Genomic DNA, 18,475 nt, shown 5'->3' with positions numbered 1-18,475 from the left:
AAAAAGCAAAAGGACAAACTTTAAAATTAAAGTTTGTCCTTTTTGTTTAACAGGCACATTCTATTTTCAATCCGGCTTTTTTACCGTTTGTCCCTTCGGTAGCATAACCGTCAAACTTCCACCACTCGATTCCGCCTATCAGCTCTTTTACCTTAAACCCTAGTTTCGTCATGTTCAAGGCTCCTTTTGTCGAAGCATTACAGCCAATTCCGTCGCAATACGTCACATACAAAATTTCCTTGTCGAGATGATTTGTATTTTCTGTGTTCATTTCACGGTGCGGAATATTAATCGCAGTCGGAATATGCTCTGCTTCGAAACCAAATGCTTTTCTGGCATCAATTACCATAACTTTTTCGCCATTATTTAAGGCATCAAACAAATCGGAAGGATCCATTTCGAAGGCCAGTTTATTTTCATAATGTTTAAGTTGTGCTTCCATTTTTAGTAGATTTTAATGATTTATTTTTTCAAAAGTAGCGGAACTCCAAACATCATAAAAACGAAAAGAATTCATCCATTTGATTACTTTTTTTCATGGAAAACCCATCGTAAAATTTTGTTCCTTTGTGTAAATTCTCTAAAAATGGAAATACGTCATTTACGGCTGATCAAAGCAATTGTCGAAGAAGGGAGCATCACCAAAGCAATTGATAAACTTCATCTGACACAATCGGCCCTGAGCCACCAGCTCAAAGAAGCCGAGTATCAGTTGGGCACTCCCATATTTTTCAGAATGAATAAAAAACTGGTGCTGACCAAAGCCGGTGAAAAGATGTATCAGATTGCCAATGAAATCCTGGATAAACTATTGCAAACCGAAACCCAGATCAAACAAATGGTTTTTGGTGAATACGGTGAAATCAGAATTAGTACCGAATGTTTTTCAAGTTATCACTGGCTGCCATCGGTTTTAAAACAGTTTCATCTGTTATACCCGAATGTCGAATTGAAAATCGTGACCGAAGCGACTCATATTCCACTCCAGAATTTACTGGCCAATACCATTGACATAGCGATTATCAGCGATCAGATCAAAGACAATAACATCAGATACCTGGAACTTTTTCAGGATGAAGTGGTAATGGCAGTTTCCGAAAACCATCCGTGGGTGCATAAAAAATATGTGGTTCCCGAGGATTTTGTCACCGAACATCTTTTGATTCACTCCCTTCCGATGGAAACGGTTACGATACACCAGTTCTTTCTGGCTCCGGCCAAAGTAACGCCCAGAAAAATTACGCCCTTACCTCTGACCGAAGCTTCTCTCGAAATGGTAAAAGCCGATATGGGCGTCATGTCGATGGCAAAATGGGCTTTGTTGCCCCATCTTAAGACTAGTCCGATAAAAGCCATTAAAATTGGTAAAAACGGTTTAAAAAGAAAGCATTTTATTGCGATCCGCGAAAACGAAAACTATCCCGACTACTTTCATCATTTTATTACTTTTTTACAAACCGAAATCAACCTGCAATGGAATATTCAATAAGGAATTGCGAACTCACGGATTTGCCCCAATTAGTCGTTTTATGTCAAAAGCATGCGGAATTTGAAAAAGCGGAATTTGTTCAGGAGGGAAAAGCAACAAGTTTAGAAAAAGCAATATTCGCAGAAAACCCTAAACTTTATTGTCTGGTTGTTGCCACTAAAGAAACAATCATTGGTTACGTTTCCTATACAATTGATTATTCTACCTGGGATGCCGCTGAATTTATACATATGGATTGTTTGTTTCTGGAAGAACAAGCCAGAAGTTTCGGGATCGGGGCAATTTTAATTGAAAAGCTGCAACAAATTGGAAGGGAGAAAAACTGCATCAATATACAATGGCAAACCCCACAATTTAATGAGAGGGCCATTAAATTCTATCATAGAATTGGCGGAAAAGGAAAAGACAAAGTTCGTTTTACCTTAAATTTGTAAAAAATTAATTTCGCAAAGCGAAGACATAAAGAAAGAAACTATCCGGTTTAACTTTCCATTTGCCCCTCTGAACCTTTGCCTCTTTGTACCTTATAAAAAAATGACACAAATTAGTATTTTAGGCTGTGGTTGGCTGGGTTTGCCCCTGGCGAAAAAATTAATCGAAAGAGGAAATTCAGTAAACGGATCCACAACTTCAGAAAACAAGTTGTCGATCTTGAAAGAAGTTGGAATAAATTCTTTTCTGGTTACACTCGAAAGCGAAAGTATTTCTGAAAACATAACCGATTTTTTAGCCAAAAGCGAAATTCTGATTATAGACATTCCACCGAAATTAAGAGGAAATAATCCGGATACTGAAAAGAAGGTTTTTGTGGCGAAAATCGAAAACCTGATTCCGTTTATCGAACAATCGACCGCAAAAAAAGTGCTTTTTGTGAGTTCAACTTCTGTTTATGGGAATGAAAACAACATAATCACAGAACAAACAACCCCAAATCCGGATACCGAAAGCGGCAAACAATTGCTTTCAGCGGAAGCTCTTTTACAAAAAAATAAGCAGTTCGAAACTACAATTCTCCGTTTTGGAGGCTTAATCGGTGAAGACCGTCATCCTGTAAAAACTTTATCGGGAAAAGAAAACCTTGAAAATGCAGATGCTCCGGTCAATTTAATCCACCAAAAGGATTGTATTAATTTGATTTACGAAATCATCCAGCAGTCAAAATGGGGGGAAGTTTTTAACGCTGTGGCGCCCTTCCATCCTACCCGCGAAATGTATTACACCGAAAAAGCAACAGCTTTAAATTTACCGTTGCCGAAATTCAGCCCGGAGCAATCTCAGATTAAGAGAATCGTTTCAAGTGAAAAAATTGAAACTAGTTTAAAATATCAATTTGATCTGAAAAATTATTAGGATCACTTATAGGATTCCAAACAAAAACTTTGCGAACTTTGTGAAAGACCTGATACTTTAGGTTACTATAAAAATGGAACAGACAGCTTACATAGAATCCCCGCTCGGAATCACAACAATCATTGGTGATGAAGAGGGCGTATCGGTTATTTCGGTCACAAAAGAAGGCGAACTTTCTGCTGAGATTCCGGAAGTGCTGCAGGAAGCTGTTCAACAATTACAAGAATACTTTGAAGGCAAAAGAACTGATTTTACTTTCAAATTGAATCCAAAAGGAACGGAATTCCAGCAAAAAGTATGGAAATCGCTGCTCGAAATTCCATATGGAAAAACAGTCAGCTACATGGACCAGACCAAAAAACTTGGTGATATCAAAGCCATTCGGGCCGTTGCATCGGCCAATGGTAAAAATCCGCTTTGGATTGTAGTTCCATGCCATAGGGTCATTGGGACAAATGGCTCACTTACGGGTTACGCCGGAGGAATCTGGCGCAAAAAATGGCTTTTGGAACATGAAAATCCAACGCAGCAACAAAGTCTGTTTTAAAAATATTATTTCATAAATTAGCCAAACCAATTTAAATTGTAATACATTTCTTTCTTTAAGTCGAATTTATGTATATTCACAAAAAAATCAATTCGTAGAATTAGTGGTTAACAAGTATGATTGAAAAAATAAACCTCAACAATATTTTATTCCTGGATATAGAAACGGTTCCGGAAGAAGAGCATTTTAATTCGCTTGATGCTGAAATGCAATCCCTTTGGGACCATAAAACCCAATATCAGCGAAAAGAGGAATTCACTCCTGAAGAATTTTATGACCGCGCCGGCATCTGGGCGGAGTTTGGTAAAATCGTCTGCATTTCTGTGGGCTATTTTACTATCAAAGGAGATATCCGGAATTTTAGGGTCACTTCCTTTTTTGGCGAGGAAAAAAAGATCCTTCATGATTTCAATAATCTGCTGAACAATCATTTTAACCAGCCGCAACATTTATTGTGCGGTCATAATGCCAAAGAGTTTGATCTTCCGTTCATAGCACGCCGCATGATTATCAATCAGATTGCGATTCCGAACAAGCTTAATTTATTTGGAAAAAAGCCCTGGGAAGTCCCGCATCTGGACACTTTAGAATTATGGAAATTTGGTGATTACAAGCATTTTACTTCTTTAAAACTACTGACCAAAATACTTGGCATCCCTTCCCCAAAAGGCGATATTGACGGCAGTCAGGTGGCTCATGTGTTTTATGTAGAAAAAGACATTGACCGAATTGTAACCTATTGTGAAAAAGATACCATTGCCGTTGCTCAGATTTTCCTGCGTTTACGCCGTGAAGATTTATTGATTGCCGATGAAATTATTCATGTTTAGTTCTTTTTTAGGTTCTAAGGTGCTGATTTACTAAGGTTCTAAGCGAAAAAGGATCAGAGTTACAAAGGCACAAAGCTTAAATGAACTTCAATAACTTATAGGGTTTAAAAGGTGCTAAGAGGCTGAGCTACTAAGGTTCTAAGGTGCAAGGAAACAGAGGTGCAAAGTGACAAAGCTTAAATGAGCTTACATAACTTATGTGGTTTAAAAGGTGCTAAGATGCTTAGGTGCTAAGGTTCTAAGGTGCAAGGAAACAGAGGTGCAAAGGGACAAAGCTTAAATGAACTTCAATAACTTATATGGTTAAAGAGGTGCTAAGATGCTGAGCTACTAAGAGGCTCAGAAGTACAAAGCTTAAATGAATTTCAATAACTTATAGGGTTTAAAAAATGACACATCAGGAAATATCTCATTACAGACTTGCTTCTCAAAAGCTTTTAGAAACGAGCTTAAACACTCCACAAGAAATTGTGCATCATTTGGGTGCCATGCAGGCGCAGGATTATTCCATGGCGAAATGGGCCATAGGTTCCAGATGTGATGCCACTGAAAAAGAAATTGAAGAAGCCATAAATTCCGGTAAAATCATCCGGACACACATCCTCAGGCCAACCTGGCATTTTGTTTCTGCCGACGATATCTATTGGATGCTGGACGTTTCAGGACCACAAGTCAAACGCATGATTCTTGCCGAAACCAAAAAGCATGGTTATGATGAAAAGGAATTCGACAAGATAAATTCGGCTATCGAAAAACTTTTGGCCGGAAACAATCACTTAACGCGGGATGAAATCATGCAGCAACTTAATCTTAAAAAAGTTTCCGGCGAGTATTTTTTAAGTCCCGTACTTATTATGATGTACGCAGAATTAGAAGGCCTGGTCTGCAACGGAAAAATGAAAGAAAAGCAAATGACTTATGCTTTACTGAGTGAGAAAGCCCCAAAACCGACAACAAAATTGACGAAAGAAGAAGGTCTGGCGAAATTAGCCAAACGTTATTTTGAAAGTCACGGTCCGGCAACGCTGCTTGATTTTTCATGGTGGTCCGGTTTTTCGCAGACAACCTGTAAGCTGATACTCAATTCTATTGCATCAGAATTGAACTCGGTTGAAATTGATCATCAGACGTATTGGTTCGGGGCTAATCTTTCCCTTAAAAGCAACTTCAGCGAAAGTGTACACTTTCTACCCGCTTTTGATGAAATTCTGATTTCCTATAAAACCCGTGAAGCCTCCATTTTACCGGAACATCAGTCGAAAGCTTTTACTAATAACGGAATTTTCAAACCGGTTATCCTGGAAAACAGCAAAGCTATCGGAACCTGGAAGAGAACAATCAAAAAAGACCATGTAAAAATAGAAACACAGTTTTTTAACGAAACCGAAAATCATAAAAAAGCCATTTTATTTGAAGGCCTTAAATCTTTCGAAAAATATCTGGAAACCAAAATCATTATTGAATAAATCGAATTTTTATTAAAAGATTATAGTTTCTGAGAAATACTTCGCGTTTCAGCACTAAAATCTTTGTACATATTATGGCTAAATAATTACATTTACAAAAAAATATAATTATGGTATTAAGTAGATTTTGGTTAGCTATATTTATTTCGTCGATTGCCTTTATTGTAATCAGTTTGTTTACCGCCAATACGTATACTATTGATTATGTTTTGAATGGTAAAAAAGACGATCCCATTCTGATTTCAGAGAAATACGCTGAACAGCTTCCTGCTTTTATCAAAGACAGCATTAAAAAAGCGAAGGATCAAACCATAATCATCAACCGTGATACCCTCAATAGCGACACTACTTATGTTTATAAAAACAAAACAGTAAAAATCTACAGTGGTGTTCAAAAATCGGATGGTTTATTACCCACCTGTAAAAGTACTTTACTCGATTTAATTCTGCCGCTTATTGCCTATCTGGCCTTTTTCTGCGGGTTAATGGAACTTTTAATCATTTCGGGAGCGTCCGGAAAACTGGCTAAAGCTTTGAGTCCGGTGTTTGTAAAAGTATTCCCGAGCATCCCTAAAAATCACCCGTCTATCTCGTATATGACCTTAAACTTTGCCGCTAATTTCTTAGGATTAGATTCAGCTGCCACGCCATTTGGTTTGAAAGCCATGGAAAGTTTACAGGAAATAAATCCAGACAAAGACCGAGCCAGTGACGCACAGATTATGTTTATGTGTCTACACGCTTCAGGTCTTACTTTAATTGCGACTTCAATTATCGGTTATCGTGCTGCCGCCAACGCAAGCAATCCCGCAGATGTAATGCTTCCGTGTATTATTACTTCGTTTATCGGCACCATTGCAGCTTTCTTAATTGTTGGAATCAAGCAGAAAATCAATTTCAAAAGTGCTTCGCTGGTTATTGCCTTAATGGTATTAATCGCTGCTATTGTGGGCTTGCTGATGTACGTGAATCATCTGGATTTAATTGGGAAAAATTATTTTACTTCTAATCTTTCGGGTTTGATCTTATTCGGCATCATCGCTTTTACACTGATTTTTTCATGGCGTCATGAAAAGAAATTTACCGAGGCCGGCACTACTGTATTTGATGCTTTTGTGGTAGGTGCCAATAACGGAGTAAAAACCGGAGTTACTATTTTCCCCTATGTATTGGGAATGCTGGTTGCCATTTCATTGTTCAGAAACAGCGGTTTATTTGAAATTATCAGTGATGGAATTGCCTTTGTATTCTCCAACATGGGTGTCAATAAACAAATTACGGACGCCTTGCCGGTGGCCATGCTGCGCCCTTTTAGCTCTGCAGGATCCAGAGGGTTTTTAATTGACTCGATGAATACTTTTGGTGCAGATTCCTTGACGGGAAGATTAAGCAGTATTTTTCAGTGTAGCGCCGAAAGTACTTTTTATGTGATCGCCGTTTACTTTGGTTCCGTAAATATCAAAAATACCCGTTACGCGCTGGGCACGATGCTTCTGGTAGATGTAATTTGTGTGATTACTGCCATTTTTGTCGCCAGCTGGTTTTTCTAAACATTATATTCTGATATAGTACAACCCTTTAAAACAATATAATCCAAAATGAAATATTCTTTATTTGCTCTAATTCTTACCCTTTTTGTATCCTGCGTTAGTCACGAAATTGACAATGATAACTTTGTTCCAATTGATTATACCGAAAAAAATGAAGCCGAGATCCTAAAATATCTGGCTGACAATAATCTGACTGCTCAAAAAACAGCTACAGGTTTGTATTATATCATTACGGAACCCGGAACAGGTAAGCAACCAAAAGCAACTTCTAGCGTGACCGTTGCTTACAAAGGCTATTATACAACAAAAATAGGTTTTGATCAGAGTCCTGATGCCGGGACTACATTTGGCCTGCAACAAGTAATACAAGGATGGACAGAAGGAATTCCTTTATTTAAGGAAGGCGGAAGCGGTGTTCTTATTGTACCGGCCCGTTTAGGATACGGCAGTTTTGCTTACAGAGGCATTCCAGGTGGCTCCGTACTTGTTTTTGATATTAAGCTGATTTCTGTTAATTAGTCATGAAAGTTAAATATTTATTTGTTTTAGCTTTACTGGCAGGTTGCCAAAAAGAAAAAACAGTAACCGCAGCAGCTGCTGTTCCGGAAAAGAAAACAGAAATTACTCTGGTTGCAGAAGAGAAATTCTTAAAAACAGATACTATTCCAATTTCAGAAGGAGAAGAAGTATCAAAAAACAATTACATTCTTGCACATCTTTTGGATCAAAAAGCAGATAAAGACAGTATTGTAACCCAACACTATCAGCTTGATTTTTATCAGGATAAAACCAAAACCGCCTCTTCTAAAATTATCATTAAGGGATACCAAAAAGGGTCAGAGTGGGGAGCATCATACGGACTGTCTTCAACTGCACCCAAAAAATCTTCTTTTATTCAGGTTAGTTTCGGATATCCTGGCTGTGGTTATACACAGAATAATTACTTATATTACCTAAAAAACCAGACATTACAACTTGTGTATGAATGGGATACAATGTCTGATAGTGGCTGGGGAAGCTGGGTTGAATTTACGAATCCAACCGGGAAACCGGAGACTGAATCTTTCTATTGCAAAAGAGTTGCATTTGAGCCGGACGACAATAATGAGGATATGGGAACCGCTGCACACTCTGATTCTATTGTTTTTCAATTGAAAAACAAACACTGGATTAAGCAATTTTTATCTGCAGAAGGTAAAACGTACTTTGAGAAAAAAATGTCTTTTAATGACTTTCACAAAATAAAATAACGGGTAGAGAGTCTTATTCAAATCCTTTCTAAAATAAATAATTTTTAACTTTGTAGAAAAACATAGCAATGATTGATTTTATATATCAGGATCCTTATCCAATTTTAAAGGATGACACCCAATACCGCAAAATCACTTCCGATTTTGTAAAAGTAGAACAATTTGGAGAACGCGAAATTCTCACTGTTGATCCAAAAGGTTTAGAGTTATTAGCCGAAGAAGCGTTAACTGACGTTTCATTTATGCTGAGAACAACACATTTACAAAAACTGCGTAAAATTTTAGACGATCCCGAAGCAACCGACAACGATCGTTTTGTGGCTTACAACTTACTGCAAAATGCTTCTGTTGCTGCCGAAGGTCAGCTGCCAAGCTGCCAGGATACCGGAACTGCAATCGTAATGGCCAAAAAAGGCGAAAGTATCTTTACCGGTGTTGACGATGCGGAATGGCTGAGTAAAGGAATTTTTAATACGTACCAAAAACGTAATTTACGCTATTCTCAGATTGTTCCGATTTCGATGTTTGAAGAAAAGAATTCCGGATCGAATCTTCCCGCGCAAATCGATATTTATGCGAAAAAAGGAATTTCTTATGAGTTCTTATTTATGGCAAAAGGCGGCGGGTCTGCGAACAAAACCTTTTTATACCAAAAAACAAAATCGCTTTTAAACGATAAAGCAATGGATGAGTTCATCCGTGAAAAAATAAAGGATTTAGGCACTTCAGCCTGTCCACCCTACCATTTGGCTTTGGTCATTGGCGGAACTTCGGCAGAAGCCAATCTGGGAGCCGTTAAAAAAGCCTCTGCGGGTTACTATGATCACTTACCAACTTCTGGAAACATGTCAGGCCAGGCCTTCCGTGATTTAGAATGGGAAGAACGTGTTCAGAAAATCTGTCAGGAAAGCGCTATCGGTGCTCAGTTTGGAGGAAAATATTTTACGCATGACGTTCGTGTCATTCGTCTTCCGCGCCACGCCGCATCCTGTCCGGTTGGATTGGGAGTTTCCTGTTCTGCTGACCGAAATATAAAAGGAAAAATTACAAAAGACGGCATCTTCGTAGAGCAGTTAGAAGTAAATCCAAAACAGTTTTTACCGGAAACAGCGCCACATTTAGAAGCACCGGTTGAAATCGACCTGAATATGCCAATGGCAGATATTTTAGCCAAACTAACGCAATATCCAATCAAAACCCGTTTAAAATTGAACGGAACTGTAATTGTGGCGCGTGATATTGCACATGCAAAAATTATGGAATTGTTAGAATCCGGTCAGCCAATGCCCGAATATTTCAAAAATCACCCGGTTTACTATGCAGGTCCTGCAAAAACTCCGGAAGGAATGGCTTCAGGAAGTTTTGGCCCAACTACAGCGGGCCGTATGGACGTTTATGTGGATGAATTTCAAAAACATGGCGGAAGTATGATTATGCTGGCAAAAGGAAACCGATCCAAACAGGTTACGACTGCCTGCAATACCTATGGTGGATTCTATCTGGGTTCTATCGGAGGTCCGGCTGCTATTTTAGCGCAGGATAACATCCTGAAAGTAGAAGTGGTTGATTTTGAAGAATTAGGAATGGAAGCCGTTCGTAAAATCACGGTAAAAGATTTCCCTGCTTTTATCATTACGGATGATAAGGGGAATGATTTCTTTGAGAATTTATAGCGGATTTTTAACCGCAAGGCTCGCGAAGTTTTACGCAAGGTTCGCAAAGTTTTTATATAGTAAAACCGCCCAAAAAGGCGGTTTTATTGTTTTAATCTTTCAAAAATATTGGTTTTCCCTTCACGTTTTACTCATAACTTAAAACTCATAACTTTTCTCCTCACGCGCTTAAAACTTCTTTTTCGAAAGCTATAAAATGGGTTAGTTTACCTTTTAAGTTGAAGACTGGAGAACCGTAAATTCTGCAGGTGTACATCTTTCCATTCTTCTTGTAATTTGTGATTGTTTTTTCAAATGGAATTAGCAGTTCTATTGCTTTTCTTATTTCTTTTAAATCCGTTTTGGAAGTTGCCAGACCCTGAAACATTTTTGGTGTTTTTCCCAGTACTTCACTTTCAGCATATCCTGTCATTTTTTTTACTCCGTTTGAGGCGAAAACAATTTTCATGTCAACGTCAGTAACCAGAACGACTTCTTCTTTGATGCGTTCACTTATATTCAGGTTCTCTTCATCCCACGCAAAATGGGTGGAGATTTCCTTTACCTTTTTTAAATCGGTAAAAGTAACTTTCAATTCATTCAGGTATTCATAATGAAAATCCCATGCCATGATGGGAACTGAATTATGATTGGAGATCTCTTCTAATTTGGCTTTTTTCATCCTCAATAATTTAACATTGACTATAAGTCTTCTCTAAAGGTAGAGAGAAATTTCATCACAAAACAAAAAACTAATTTATTTAACGCTATTTAAATGTATCAAAATTCAAATTTTAACTGCACAACAACGGCCTTTTTTTCTTCGGTATTCAGGTTGTTCATTGATATTCCGAGCAATCGGACGGAATCCTTCATTCGTTCCTGATACAATAGTTCCTCCACTATTTCCATAATCAGACTTTTGTCTGCAATAAAATAAGGCAGAGTTTTACTGCGTGTTTGTTGTGTAAAATCGCTGTATTTTATTTTAAGGGTTACTGTTTTCCCGGAAATTTTATATTTTTTTAAACGTTTCTCCAACGAAACAGCGATCCGTTCGAGTTGTTCTAACATAAAAATTTCAGACGATAGATTCACATCAAAAGTATGCTCGGCTGCTACCGATTTAGTTATCCGGGACGGTTTTACTTCGCTGTTATGAATACCGCGAACCACTTTATAATAAAAGGTTCCGGATTTCCCGAAGTGTTTTTCTAAAAACTCCTGCGATTTACTTTTGAGATCAGTTCCGGTAAAAATACCCAATTGATACATTTTTTCGGTCGTTACTTTTCCAACTCCATAAAACTTCCGAATCGGTAATTCTTCCAAAAAAGCCGGAATCTCATCCGGATTTACTGTTTTCTGTCCGTTTGGTTTGTTAATATCGCTGGCAATTTTAGCTACAAATTTATTGACCGAAATTCCCGCCGAAGCCGTAAGCCCCACTTCATTCAAAATCCGTAATCTGATTTCCTGAGCCAGTAAACTCGCGCTGGGATTTCCTTTTTTGTTTTGGGTGACATCCAGATAGGCCTCGTCAAGCGAAAGCGGCTCGACCAAATCGGTATATTCATAAAAAATCTTATGAATTTTACCGGAAATCTCCTTGTATCGGTCAAAACGGGGACGGACAAAGATTATTTCGGGACAATATCTTTTGGCGAGAACGCCGCTTATGGCACTGCGAACGCCAAACTTCCGGGCTTCATAACTTGCTGCCGAAACTACTCCTCTGTTCTCTGATCCGCCAACCGCAACAGGTTTCCCCCGTAAAGCAGGATTATCCATTTGCTCTACCGAAGCATAAAAAGCATCCATATCAATATGGATAATTTTTCTATATACAGGCGTTTCAGACATGTTGCAAATTTAAGCAGTTTTTAAACTTTAAGCATAAAAAAAGCCTCGCAATTGCAAGGCCTTTAATATTTAAAACAAAACTTATTTTTTTATAAACTTCTTAGTAACTCTTTTTTGAGCACCGTTGAATTCAATAAAATAGATTCCGGTATTTAATTTGCTTACGTCAATTGGGCTCTCAGATAAATGACCTGAACTCACTCGCTGACCTAAAGCATTTATGATTGTAAAGTCTGATCCGGTTTTATCTGATATTGAAATATTCAATTCATTTTCAACTGGATTTGGATACAAAGTAATTTCAGAACTTAATTTATCGGTTACTGCGATTTCATTCACTTCAACTATTCCTGAAGCAGTTATGTTTACAGAATAATCTTCCACCTGTCCGTAAGAAAAACTCTCACAAGCTGTTGGAATACCGTTGTATTTCATGGAAACTCTCAACCTGGTTGTTCCAAGCGTTGCCGATGCAGGAATTGTAATTGATCCTGTAACCGGAGTTGTTTTTGAAGCTGCTTTTGTCCAAACCGTTTCACCGCTGTCAGAGAAATCCCCATCCTGATTGTAATCAATAAATACAGCATAACCTTCATTGTACACGGTAGAAGTCCATGATGGTGTAATGGTAATGGTATACGCAGTTCCTCTTCCTGCATTTGTAGAAATGGCTGTGAGATTCTCGTAACCTGTTGTTCCGGTAGAAGTATTATTAATGGTACCAAATACCACTTTACCAATTCTCTCATCAGAAGCACTGTTTCCTTTTGATGTACAATAGGTCACTGAACCTGCCAGTGTCGTAACATTTACAGTGTTACTTGAAGCCGAAACATTTCCTGCAGCATCTTTCGCTTTTACAGAAAAGGTATAAGCTGTTGAGGCTGTAAGTCCTGTTACGGTATAACTAGTTGTTGTAACAGTTCCTTTTAGCGTAGTTCCCTGATAAACATCATATCCTGTAACTGCAACGTTATCTGTAGACGCTGTCCATGCTAAATTGGTCGTAGTTCCTGTAGTTCCTGAAGCTGCTAAAGAAGAAGGTGCTGATGGCGGAGTTGTATCTCCTGATCCTCCGGAATAGGCTGCTCCAACACCAACTGCATAAAATGCATTGGTTGTGGCAATAACCTCAGCTGAACCTGCTCCGTATAAATCGATAGCTGACTGAATTCCGTAAGTTCTCGCAATTGCATAAGTCGAATTGGCAGATAAATAGTTACTTTCTAAACGATACGCAATTTTTGCTGCTTTATCGATTGTGATTCCTGTAACGTTATATGCATTTCCAATATCATTTGTTCCTGATTTACCCACTGAAAGAATATAAAACCAGTGATTTAATACTCCTGAATTGGTATGAACACCACATTGGTCGTTGTTATTTGTTGGCGTACAATTTACATTTACCCAATACGTTCCTCCGTAAGTGTCCGGCTGACCTTCAGAATTTGGATCACTCATTGAGCGCAAGGCCAAATGTCCTGATCTTCTTTCTATATCTTCCCCAACCAGCCATGTTGATTTTGTAGGGGCAGCACGGTATTCAATACAAGCTCCCCAAATATCAGAAAAAGCTTCGTTCATCGCACCCGATTCTTTTTGATACGCCAGATTTGCCGTATACGTACAAACCGCGTGACCGATTTCGTGACCTGCAACGTCCATTGCCGTTAAGATATCAAATCCGCCGGTTCCTGTTCCGTCACCATACGTCATAACACTTCCGTTCCAGAATGCATTATTGTTATTCGGGTAACCTGCAGCCACTAAGTTGTAATGCACATAACTTTTAATTTTTGCACCGTTACCATCATAACTGTTTCTTCCATGAACCGCTGACCAGTAATCGTAAGTCATTTCGGCACCCCAATGCGCATCAAGTGCACCGTTGTCTTTATTGGTGTTATTGTATTCAATCCAGTTATTATCCGCATCGGTAAAATTGGTTGTCGGATACGTTGCTGTTCTCGCAGAGTTGTACGTCTGGATTCCATTTCCGCGGGTTCCGTCCAATAAAATATAAGAAGATCCGCTTAGTGTTGTCTCGATAGTTTGTGTTCCGCTGTAACGTGTTGCCGCATTTGCAGCCACAACCGCCATTTTTGAATTTAAACTATTTTCTTTTACAGCAGCTTTTGATTTTCCGTGAACGTTTTCGCCAAGGTGTTTGATCGTTGCATTATAAAACAGGGCTTGTCCCGTTACAGCATCGATATACAAATCCCCACGGCTTAATGGATTGGTGGCATAAATGTCAAATTTATACGCTAAACGAACTTTATCACTAGTTCGTTCTTTCCCCTGGTTTTCCATATCCGGTAAGAAAACCAATTCTCCTTTCGGTTTTACGTAATCCATTGCCGCAGCATCCTGTGGCGAATCCCACAGATAAGTTTTAGCTCCGGTAAGGGCCACTGCCCTGTTGAAAGCTTCCTGTGCAGAAAGTGCCGGTTTTACTTTTGCGTTTACAATTTTGTAAAACTCGCCATTCATCGACTGCAGTTTTCCGTTTTTTGAATGCAAAGTATAATTGGCAAATTCTACTTTAATTCCCTGTTCGTACAATTGAAATTTTTCGTGGGTGAAACCCTCGCGATCTGACTCGCTTTTAATCTTTGAGAAAGACTGGTTGTCTTTCAGGGCCAATTGTTCTTTAAATACTTTTTCGGAATCAGAGCCTTTATAGGTTGATTTGTCGTTGAAAGTAATTAAACTCGGCTCTCCGTTTTCAGATAAACTTTTCTGACTTATTCTTTTATCTGTTTCCTGAGCGAATGCAGATACTGAAAATGCAAATGCAGCAACTGTTGTTGTCACAATTCTGGGTAATGTACTTTTCATAAGCAATTTTGAATTTTGGTTAGTTAAAAAGGGGTTAAAAATCACGAAATAAAATATGTAAGTAAATACTTTATTTGAGTGATAAAAATATATAAATTTTGTTAATTAAACGGATAAATTTACCTTTTATCGATAAAATACAACATTTAAGCGAGTAAAAACACTTAAAAATAACAAGAAATCTCAGGTTTGACAATGCCTTACAGAACAAATAACTATATCACTGAAAACTAATATTTTATATGAAAAAACCATTTTTTAAGCCCTTTTTAGCTGTAGGAAAAGCAAAATGGAGTAATTTGACTGCTCAATTTTGAATAAAAAAAGCGGGAATTATCCTTGCCGATTCATTTTTTGTAAAACAAAACTTAATCTTAAATCGAAAAAAGGCTTTTTTCTGACATTTATAAAGATTCTTAACTTAATAGGTACAAACAAATCATTTTCTTTATTTTTGCCTACACGAAATAATACAAAATGCGAACATTTGTTATAGGTGACATACATGGAGGATTACTGGCGCTTGAACAAGTGTTGGAGAAAGCCAATGTTACCGAAAAAGATACTCTTATATTTTTAGGCGATTATGTTGACGGCTGGAGTCATTCGACGCAGGTAATTGATTTTTTAATTGACCTTAAAAGCAAACAAAACTGTATTTGCATCAGAGGAAATCATGATCAGTTGGCCCTGGACTGGCTGGAAAACAGACATGACGATTTTGATGAAGAAATGTGGTATAAACATGGTGGAAAAGCGACTGTTGAAGGATATTCCATACTTTCTGAAGAAAAAAAGAAAGAGCATATCGCTTTTTTGGAATCGCTTCAGGATTTCTATCTTGACAATGAAAATCGTTTATTTGTTCATGCGGGATTTACAAATCTTAGTGGGGTAACCTACGAATTTTTTTCGAAATTATTCTACTGGGACAGAACACTTTGGGAATCTGCACTTGCATTGGATCCGAATTTAAAACCGGACGATTTGTATTATCCGAAGCGTTTCACGGTTTACAAAGAAGTTTATATTGGCCACACACCCGTAACCCGAATTGGAAAAACTGTACCGGTACAAAAAGCCTGTGTCTGGAATGTTGATACCGGGGCAGCCTTCAAAGGCCCGCTGACCATTATGAATGTTGATACAAAGGAATTCTGGCAAAGTGAACCTTTAAATGAATTGTATTCTAACGAAAGAGGTAGGAATTGATATCTAAAAACCTATTTTTGCACTTTAGAAATAATTAAAAATTTAAAAATTTTATGAAAAAGGTAATTACACTTTTGTTTTTAGTAACATTTGGAATCACACAAGCGCAAAAGGCTTTTACAGGGAAAGGTGATGTCAAAGTTAATGTTGGTGCTAATCTGCAAGATGGTGGTTCTGGAATTCAGGGTTCTGTAGATTTTGGATTAGGCGAAAATTTCTCATTCGGTTTTGTTGCTAATTACTTATTGGGAGTAGACAACTTTTCCGGTTTTTACCGTGGTAATACAGCTGTATACAATGATACTAAACCTGAATTTAAAGATCGTTTTGATGCGAAAGCAAGAATTAATGCCAATTTATCGAGTGTTATTGGCGTTGAGCAATTAGATGTATACCCTGGATTAAGTTTAGGTTTACACAATTTCGGAGGTCATGTTGGAGGCCGTTACTTCTTTACTGACGGATTCGGAGTTTTCACAGAGGTTGGATTTCCAATTGCAAAATACGGAAACAATGACGATCCTTTTTACAACTTAAACAATCAGGCTACTTTTAGTTTAGGAGCTTCTTTTAATTTGTAAAATTAAACCAGAAGGTTTGCGAAGATCTGTTTCCGGCAAAAACAGAAAGTCACAAAGCTTTATAAATAACAAAAAAACCGCCAATCAGGCGGTTTTTCTATTTATTCTAAAAAAATTATTTTTCAACTTCCGCTTTTAATCGGATATATAATTAATCATCATTTCCGGAATTTCTCCTTCAATTATTAAATTCGCTTCGGTTGAAGCAATGATATGCTCTACAGAAACTCCTGGCGCTCGTTCTAAGAGCTTAAAACCCTTTTCGGTCACTTCGAGAACTGCCAGCTCGGTTACCACCTTTTTAACGCACCCTACGCCCGTTAATGGCAAAGTACATTTTTTCAGGATTTTTGATTCTCCGGCTTTGTTTACATGCATCATAGCCACAATGATATTTTCGGCGGAAGCCACCAAATCCATAGCGCCACCCATTCCTTTTACCATTTTACCCGGAATTTTCCAGTTGGCGATATCCCCGTTTTCGGAAACTTCCATGGCTCCTAAAATAGTTAAATCTACTTTTTGGCTTCGAATCATCCCGAAACTAAAAGCAGAATCAAAGAAACTCGCTCCCGGAAGGGTTGTTATGGTTTGTTTTCCTGCATTGATGACATCAGCATCTTCTTCTCCTTCAAAAGGAAAAGGGCCCATACCCAGAACACCATTTTCACTTTGAAATTCAACTGCAATATCATTTCTCACATAATTGGCAACCAGAGTTGGAATCCCAATACCAAGATTGACAAAATATCTGTCTTTTACTTCTTTAGCAATTCGTTTTGCTATATCTTCTTTTGTTAACATATGTATAATTTGTTAATTAGAAAATTTGACAATTAGATAATGCTTATCATTATCTAATTCCCTCATTATCTTTATTATCTAATTTTTATTTATAAAGTAACCCCAGGTTGCTCTTGTTATATCGGCAATTATTTTTTCAGTATCTTCCTGCGTTTCTGTAATGTTCTTTAAATAAACAGCAAGTATAAAATGTTTCCCGTTAGGAAGTTTCACAATTCCTATATCATTCATCGCAACTCGCAGATTATAGTCGTTTGTTCCGGACATTCCGGTTCTGTGCGCCAATTCTGTGTTTTCAGGAAGTCCGGCTTTCATCCAGGTAATTCCTCTTGACGTTTCTGTCATTATTTGATATAAATATTTTGTGGTGTTTTCTTTCAGAATTTCTCCTTTAAAAAACTTTTCAAGCAGTTCGGTTGTTGCCAATGGAGTTGTCGTGTTTATATAAAGATTTTTCCAGGTTTTCATTTGTTCCTCGTTCACTTTAATCACGAAGTCCTTAATTCCCTGTTTATTAATAAACCGCTGCACCTCTTTCGTGCCACCCACTAAATCAATAAGAATATCACAACCATTATTATCACTGTGCGAAATGGTGTATCGCAATAGTTTGTCTAATGTCAGATACATATCTCCATTCGGATACTCTTCCCTCATCGGACTCCAGGTATCTTCATGCAGATCTTTCTTTTTAATAAAAATCTCCTGTGTTAATGAAAGTTTGCCTTCATCGACTTTATTCAGAACAGCCAAAGCAATATGAAATTTAAAAACACTCATTAAAGGCGCTTTTAAGTTTCCGTTGATGCTCAAAGTATCTTTATCTTCTATACTCTTAATAGAAATTCCAACTGTGGCATTTTTACTTGCAATGAGCTGCTGCAATTGTTGTCGAAGATCATTTGTTGTTTGCGCAAATGAATGAAACGAAAAAACAGAAAATAAACTGATGTAAAAAAGTCTTGCCATATTTTTAAGGTGCCAATTAGGGAATTTGATAATTAGATAATTTTAAAAACATTATCTAATTGCCTCAT

General features: G+C 37.7%; 18 protein-coding genes. 12 read left to right on the top strand and 6 right to left on the bottom strand.

The window, feature by feature from the left end; genetic code table 11:
- Positions 1-46 precede the first annotated feature (46 nt).
- Positions 47-442, bottom strand: coding sequence for a rhodanese-like domain-containing protein (locus HAV12_RS01500; RefSeq protein ID WP_171568168.1), 396 nt, complete (start codon positions 440-442; stop codon positions 47-49).
- Between the two features lie 144 nt (positions 443-586).
- Here HAV12_RS01500 and HAV12_RS01495 point away from each other — a divergent pair, with 144 nt between their 5' ends.
- The 10 genes from HAV12_RS01495 (at position 587) to HAV12_RS01450 (ending at position 10,155) form a co-directional block, all read left to right on the top strand.
- Positions 587-1,489 (top strand): LysR family transcriptional regulator, encoded by a 903-nt coding sequence (locus HAV12_RS01495; RefSeq protein WP_171568167.1) that lies wholly within the window; start codon positions 587-589, stop codon positions 1,487-1,489.
- The gene (locus HAV12_RS01490) at positions 1,474-1,923 is read left to right on the top strand and encodes a GNAT family N-acetyltransferase (protein ID WP_171568166.1); all 450 of its coding nucleotides are present in this window, start codon (positions 1,474-1,476) and stop codon (positions 1,921-1,923) included. The genes HAV12_RS01495 and HAV12_RS01490 overlap by 16 nt, the downstream gene beginning before the upstream one ends.
- 100 nt (positions 1,924-2,023) lie before the next feature.
- Positions 2,024-2,839: an SDR family oxidoreductase gene (locus HAV12_RS01485; protein ID WP_171568165.1), complete on the top strand. Its 816-nt coding sequence runs from the start codon at positions 2,024-2,026 to the stop codon at positions 2,837-2,839.
- A gap of 73 nt (positions 2,840-2,912) precedes the next feature.
- A complete protein-coding gene (locus tag HAV12_RS01480; RefSeq protein ID WP_171568164.1) occupies positions 2,913-3,386 on the top strand; it encodes a methylated-DNA--[protein]-cysteine S-methyltransferase in 474 nt (157 codons plus the stop codon).
- A gap of 116 nt (positions 3,387-3,502) precedes the next feature.
- The gene (locus HAV12_RS01475; RefSeq protein ID WP_171568163.1) at positions 3,503-4,216 is read left to right on the top strand and encodes a 3'-5' exonuclease; all 714 of its coding nucleotides are present in this window, start codon (positions 3,503-3,505) and stop codon (positions 4,214-4,216) included.
- Positions 4,217-4,605: 389 nt separating this feature from the next.
- Entirely contained in the window at positions 4,606-5,682 is a 1,077-nt protein-coding gene (locus HAV12_RS01470; RefSeq protein ID WP_171568162.1) for a winged helix DNA-binding domain-containing protein, read from the top strand.
- A gap of 110 nt (positions 5,683-5,792) precedes the next feature.
- Positions 5,793-7,232 carry a nucleoside recognition domain-containing protein gene (locus tag HAV12_RS01465; protein ID WP_132033027.1) on the top strand — a complete coding sequence of 480 codons (1,440 nt, stop codon included), beginning with the start codon at positions 5,793-5,795 and terminating at the stop codon, positions 7,230-7,232.
- A gap of 48 nt (positions 7,233-7,280) precedes the next feature.
- Positions 7,281-7,751: an FKBP-type peptidyl-prolyl cis-trans isomerase gene (locus HAV12_RS01460; protein ID WP_171568161.1), complete on the top strand. Its 471-nt coding sequence runs from the start codon at positions 7,281-7,283 to the stop codon at positions 7,749-7,751.
- A gap of 2 nt (positions 7,752-7,753) precedes the next feature.
- Entirely contained in the window at positions 7,754-8,482 is a 729-nt protein-coding gene (locus HAV12_RS01455) for a hypothetical protein (RefSeq protein WP_171568160.1), read from the top strand.
- 68 nt (positions 8,483-8,550) lie between these two features.
- Positions 8,551-10,155, top strand: coding sequence for a fumarate hydratase (locus HAV12_RS01450; RefSeq protein WP_305069502.1), 1,605 nt, complete (start codon positions 8,551-8,553; stop codon positions 10,153-10,155).
- 160 nt (positions 10,156-10,315) lie between these two features.
- On the opposite strand, the gene HAV12_RS01445 is transcribed toward HAV12_RS01450, so the two are convergent.
- The 3 genes from HAV12_RS01445 to HAV12_RS01435 form a co-directional block, all read right to left on the bottom strand.
- Positions 10,316-10,816: a PAS domain-containing protein gene (locus HAV12_RS01445; protein ID WP_171568159.1), complete on the bottom strand. Its 501-nt coding sequence runs from the start codon at positions 10,814-10,816 to the stop codon at positions 10,316-10,318.
- Positions 10,817-10,914: 98 nt separating this feature from the next.
- Positions 10,915-11,997 carry a DNA polymerase IV gene (gene dinB, locus HAV12_RS01440; protein WP_171568158.1) on the bottom strand — a complete coding sequence of 361 codons (1,083 nt, stop codon included), beginning with the start codon at positions 11,995-11,997 and terminating at the stop codon, positions 10,915-10,917.
- Between the two features lie 81 nt (positions 11,998-12,078).
- Positions 12,079-14,841 carry a M4 family metallopeptidase gene (locus HAV12_RS01435; RefSeq protein WP_171568157.1) on the bottom strand — a complete coding sequence of 921 codons (2,763 nt, stop codon included), beginning with the start codon at positions 14,839-14,841 and terminating at the stop codon, positions 12,079-12,081.
- A 477-nt stretch (positions 14,842-15,318) separates the two neighbouring features.
- On the opposite strand from HAV12_RS01435, the gene HAV12_RS01430 reads away from it, so the two are divergent.
- On the top strand, positions 15,319-16,053 hold the full coding sequence (locus HAV12_RS01430) for a metallophosphoesterase family protein (protein ID WP_171568156.1): 735 nt from the start codon (positions 15,319-15,321) through the stop codon (positions 16,051-16,053).
- Between the two features lie 53 nt (positions 16,054-16,106).
- Complete coding sequence (locus HAV12_RS01425; RefSeq protein WP_132033011.1) at positions 16,107-16,634, top strand: DUF6646 family protein; 528 nt, start codon at positions 16,107-16,109, stop codon at positions 16,632-16,634.
- 135 nt (positions 16,635-16,769) lie between these two features.
- On the opposite strand, the gene HAV12_RS01420 is transcribed toward HAV12_RS01425, so the two are convergent.
- Both HAV12_RS01420 and bla read right to left on the bottom strand, forming a co-directional pair.
- On the bottom strand, positions 16,770-17,438 hold the full coding sequence (locus HAV12_RS01420) for a CoA transferase subunit B (protein ID WP_171568155.1): 669 nt from the start codon (positions 17,436-17,438) through the stop codon (positions 16,770-16,772).
- A gap of 78 nt (positions 17,439-17,516) precedes the next feature.
- The gene (gene bla / locus HAV12_RS01415; protein WP_171568154.1) at positions 17,517-18,407 is read right to left on the bottom strand and encodes a class A beta-lactamase, subclass A2; all 891 of its coding nucleotides are present in this window, start codon (positions 18,405-18,407) and stop codon (positions 17,517-17,519) included.
- Positions 18,408-18,475 lie beyond the last annotated feature (68 nt).

The organism is Flavobacterium sp. CLA17 (genome assembly GCF_013112255.2).
GTDB lineage: Bacteria > Bacteroidota > Bacteroidia > Flavobacteriales > Flavobacteriaceae > Flavobacterium > Flavobacterium circumlabens.
The sequence above is the reverse complement of the archived record's forward strand: the minus strand, read 5'-3'. Positions and strand labels throughout refer to the sequence as shown.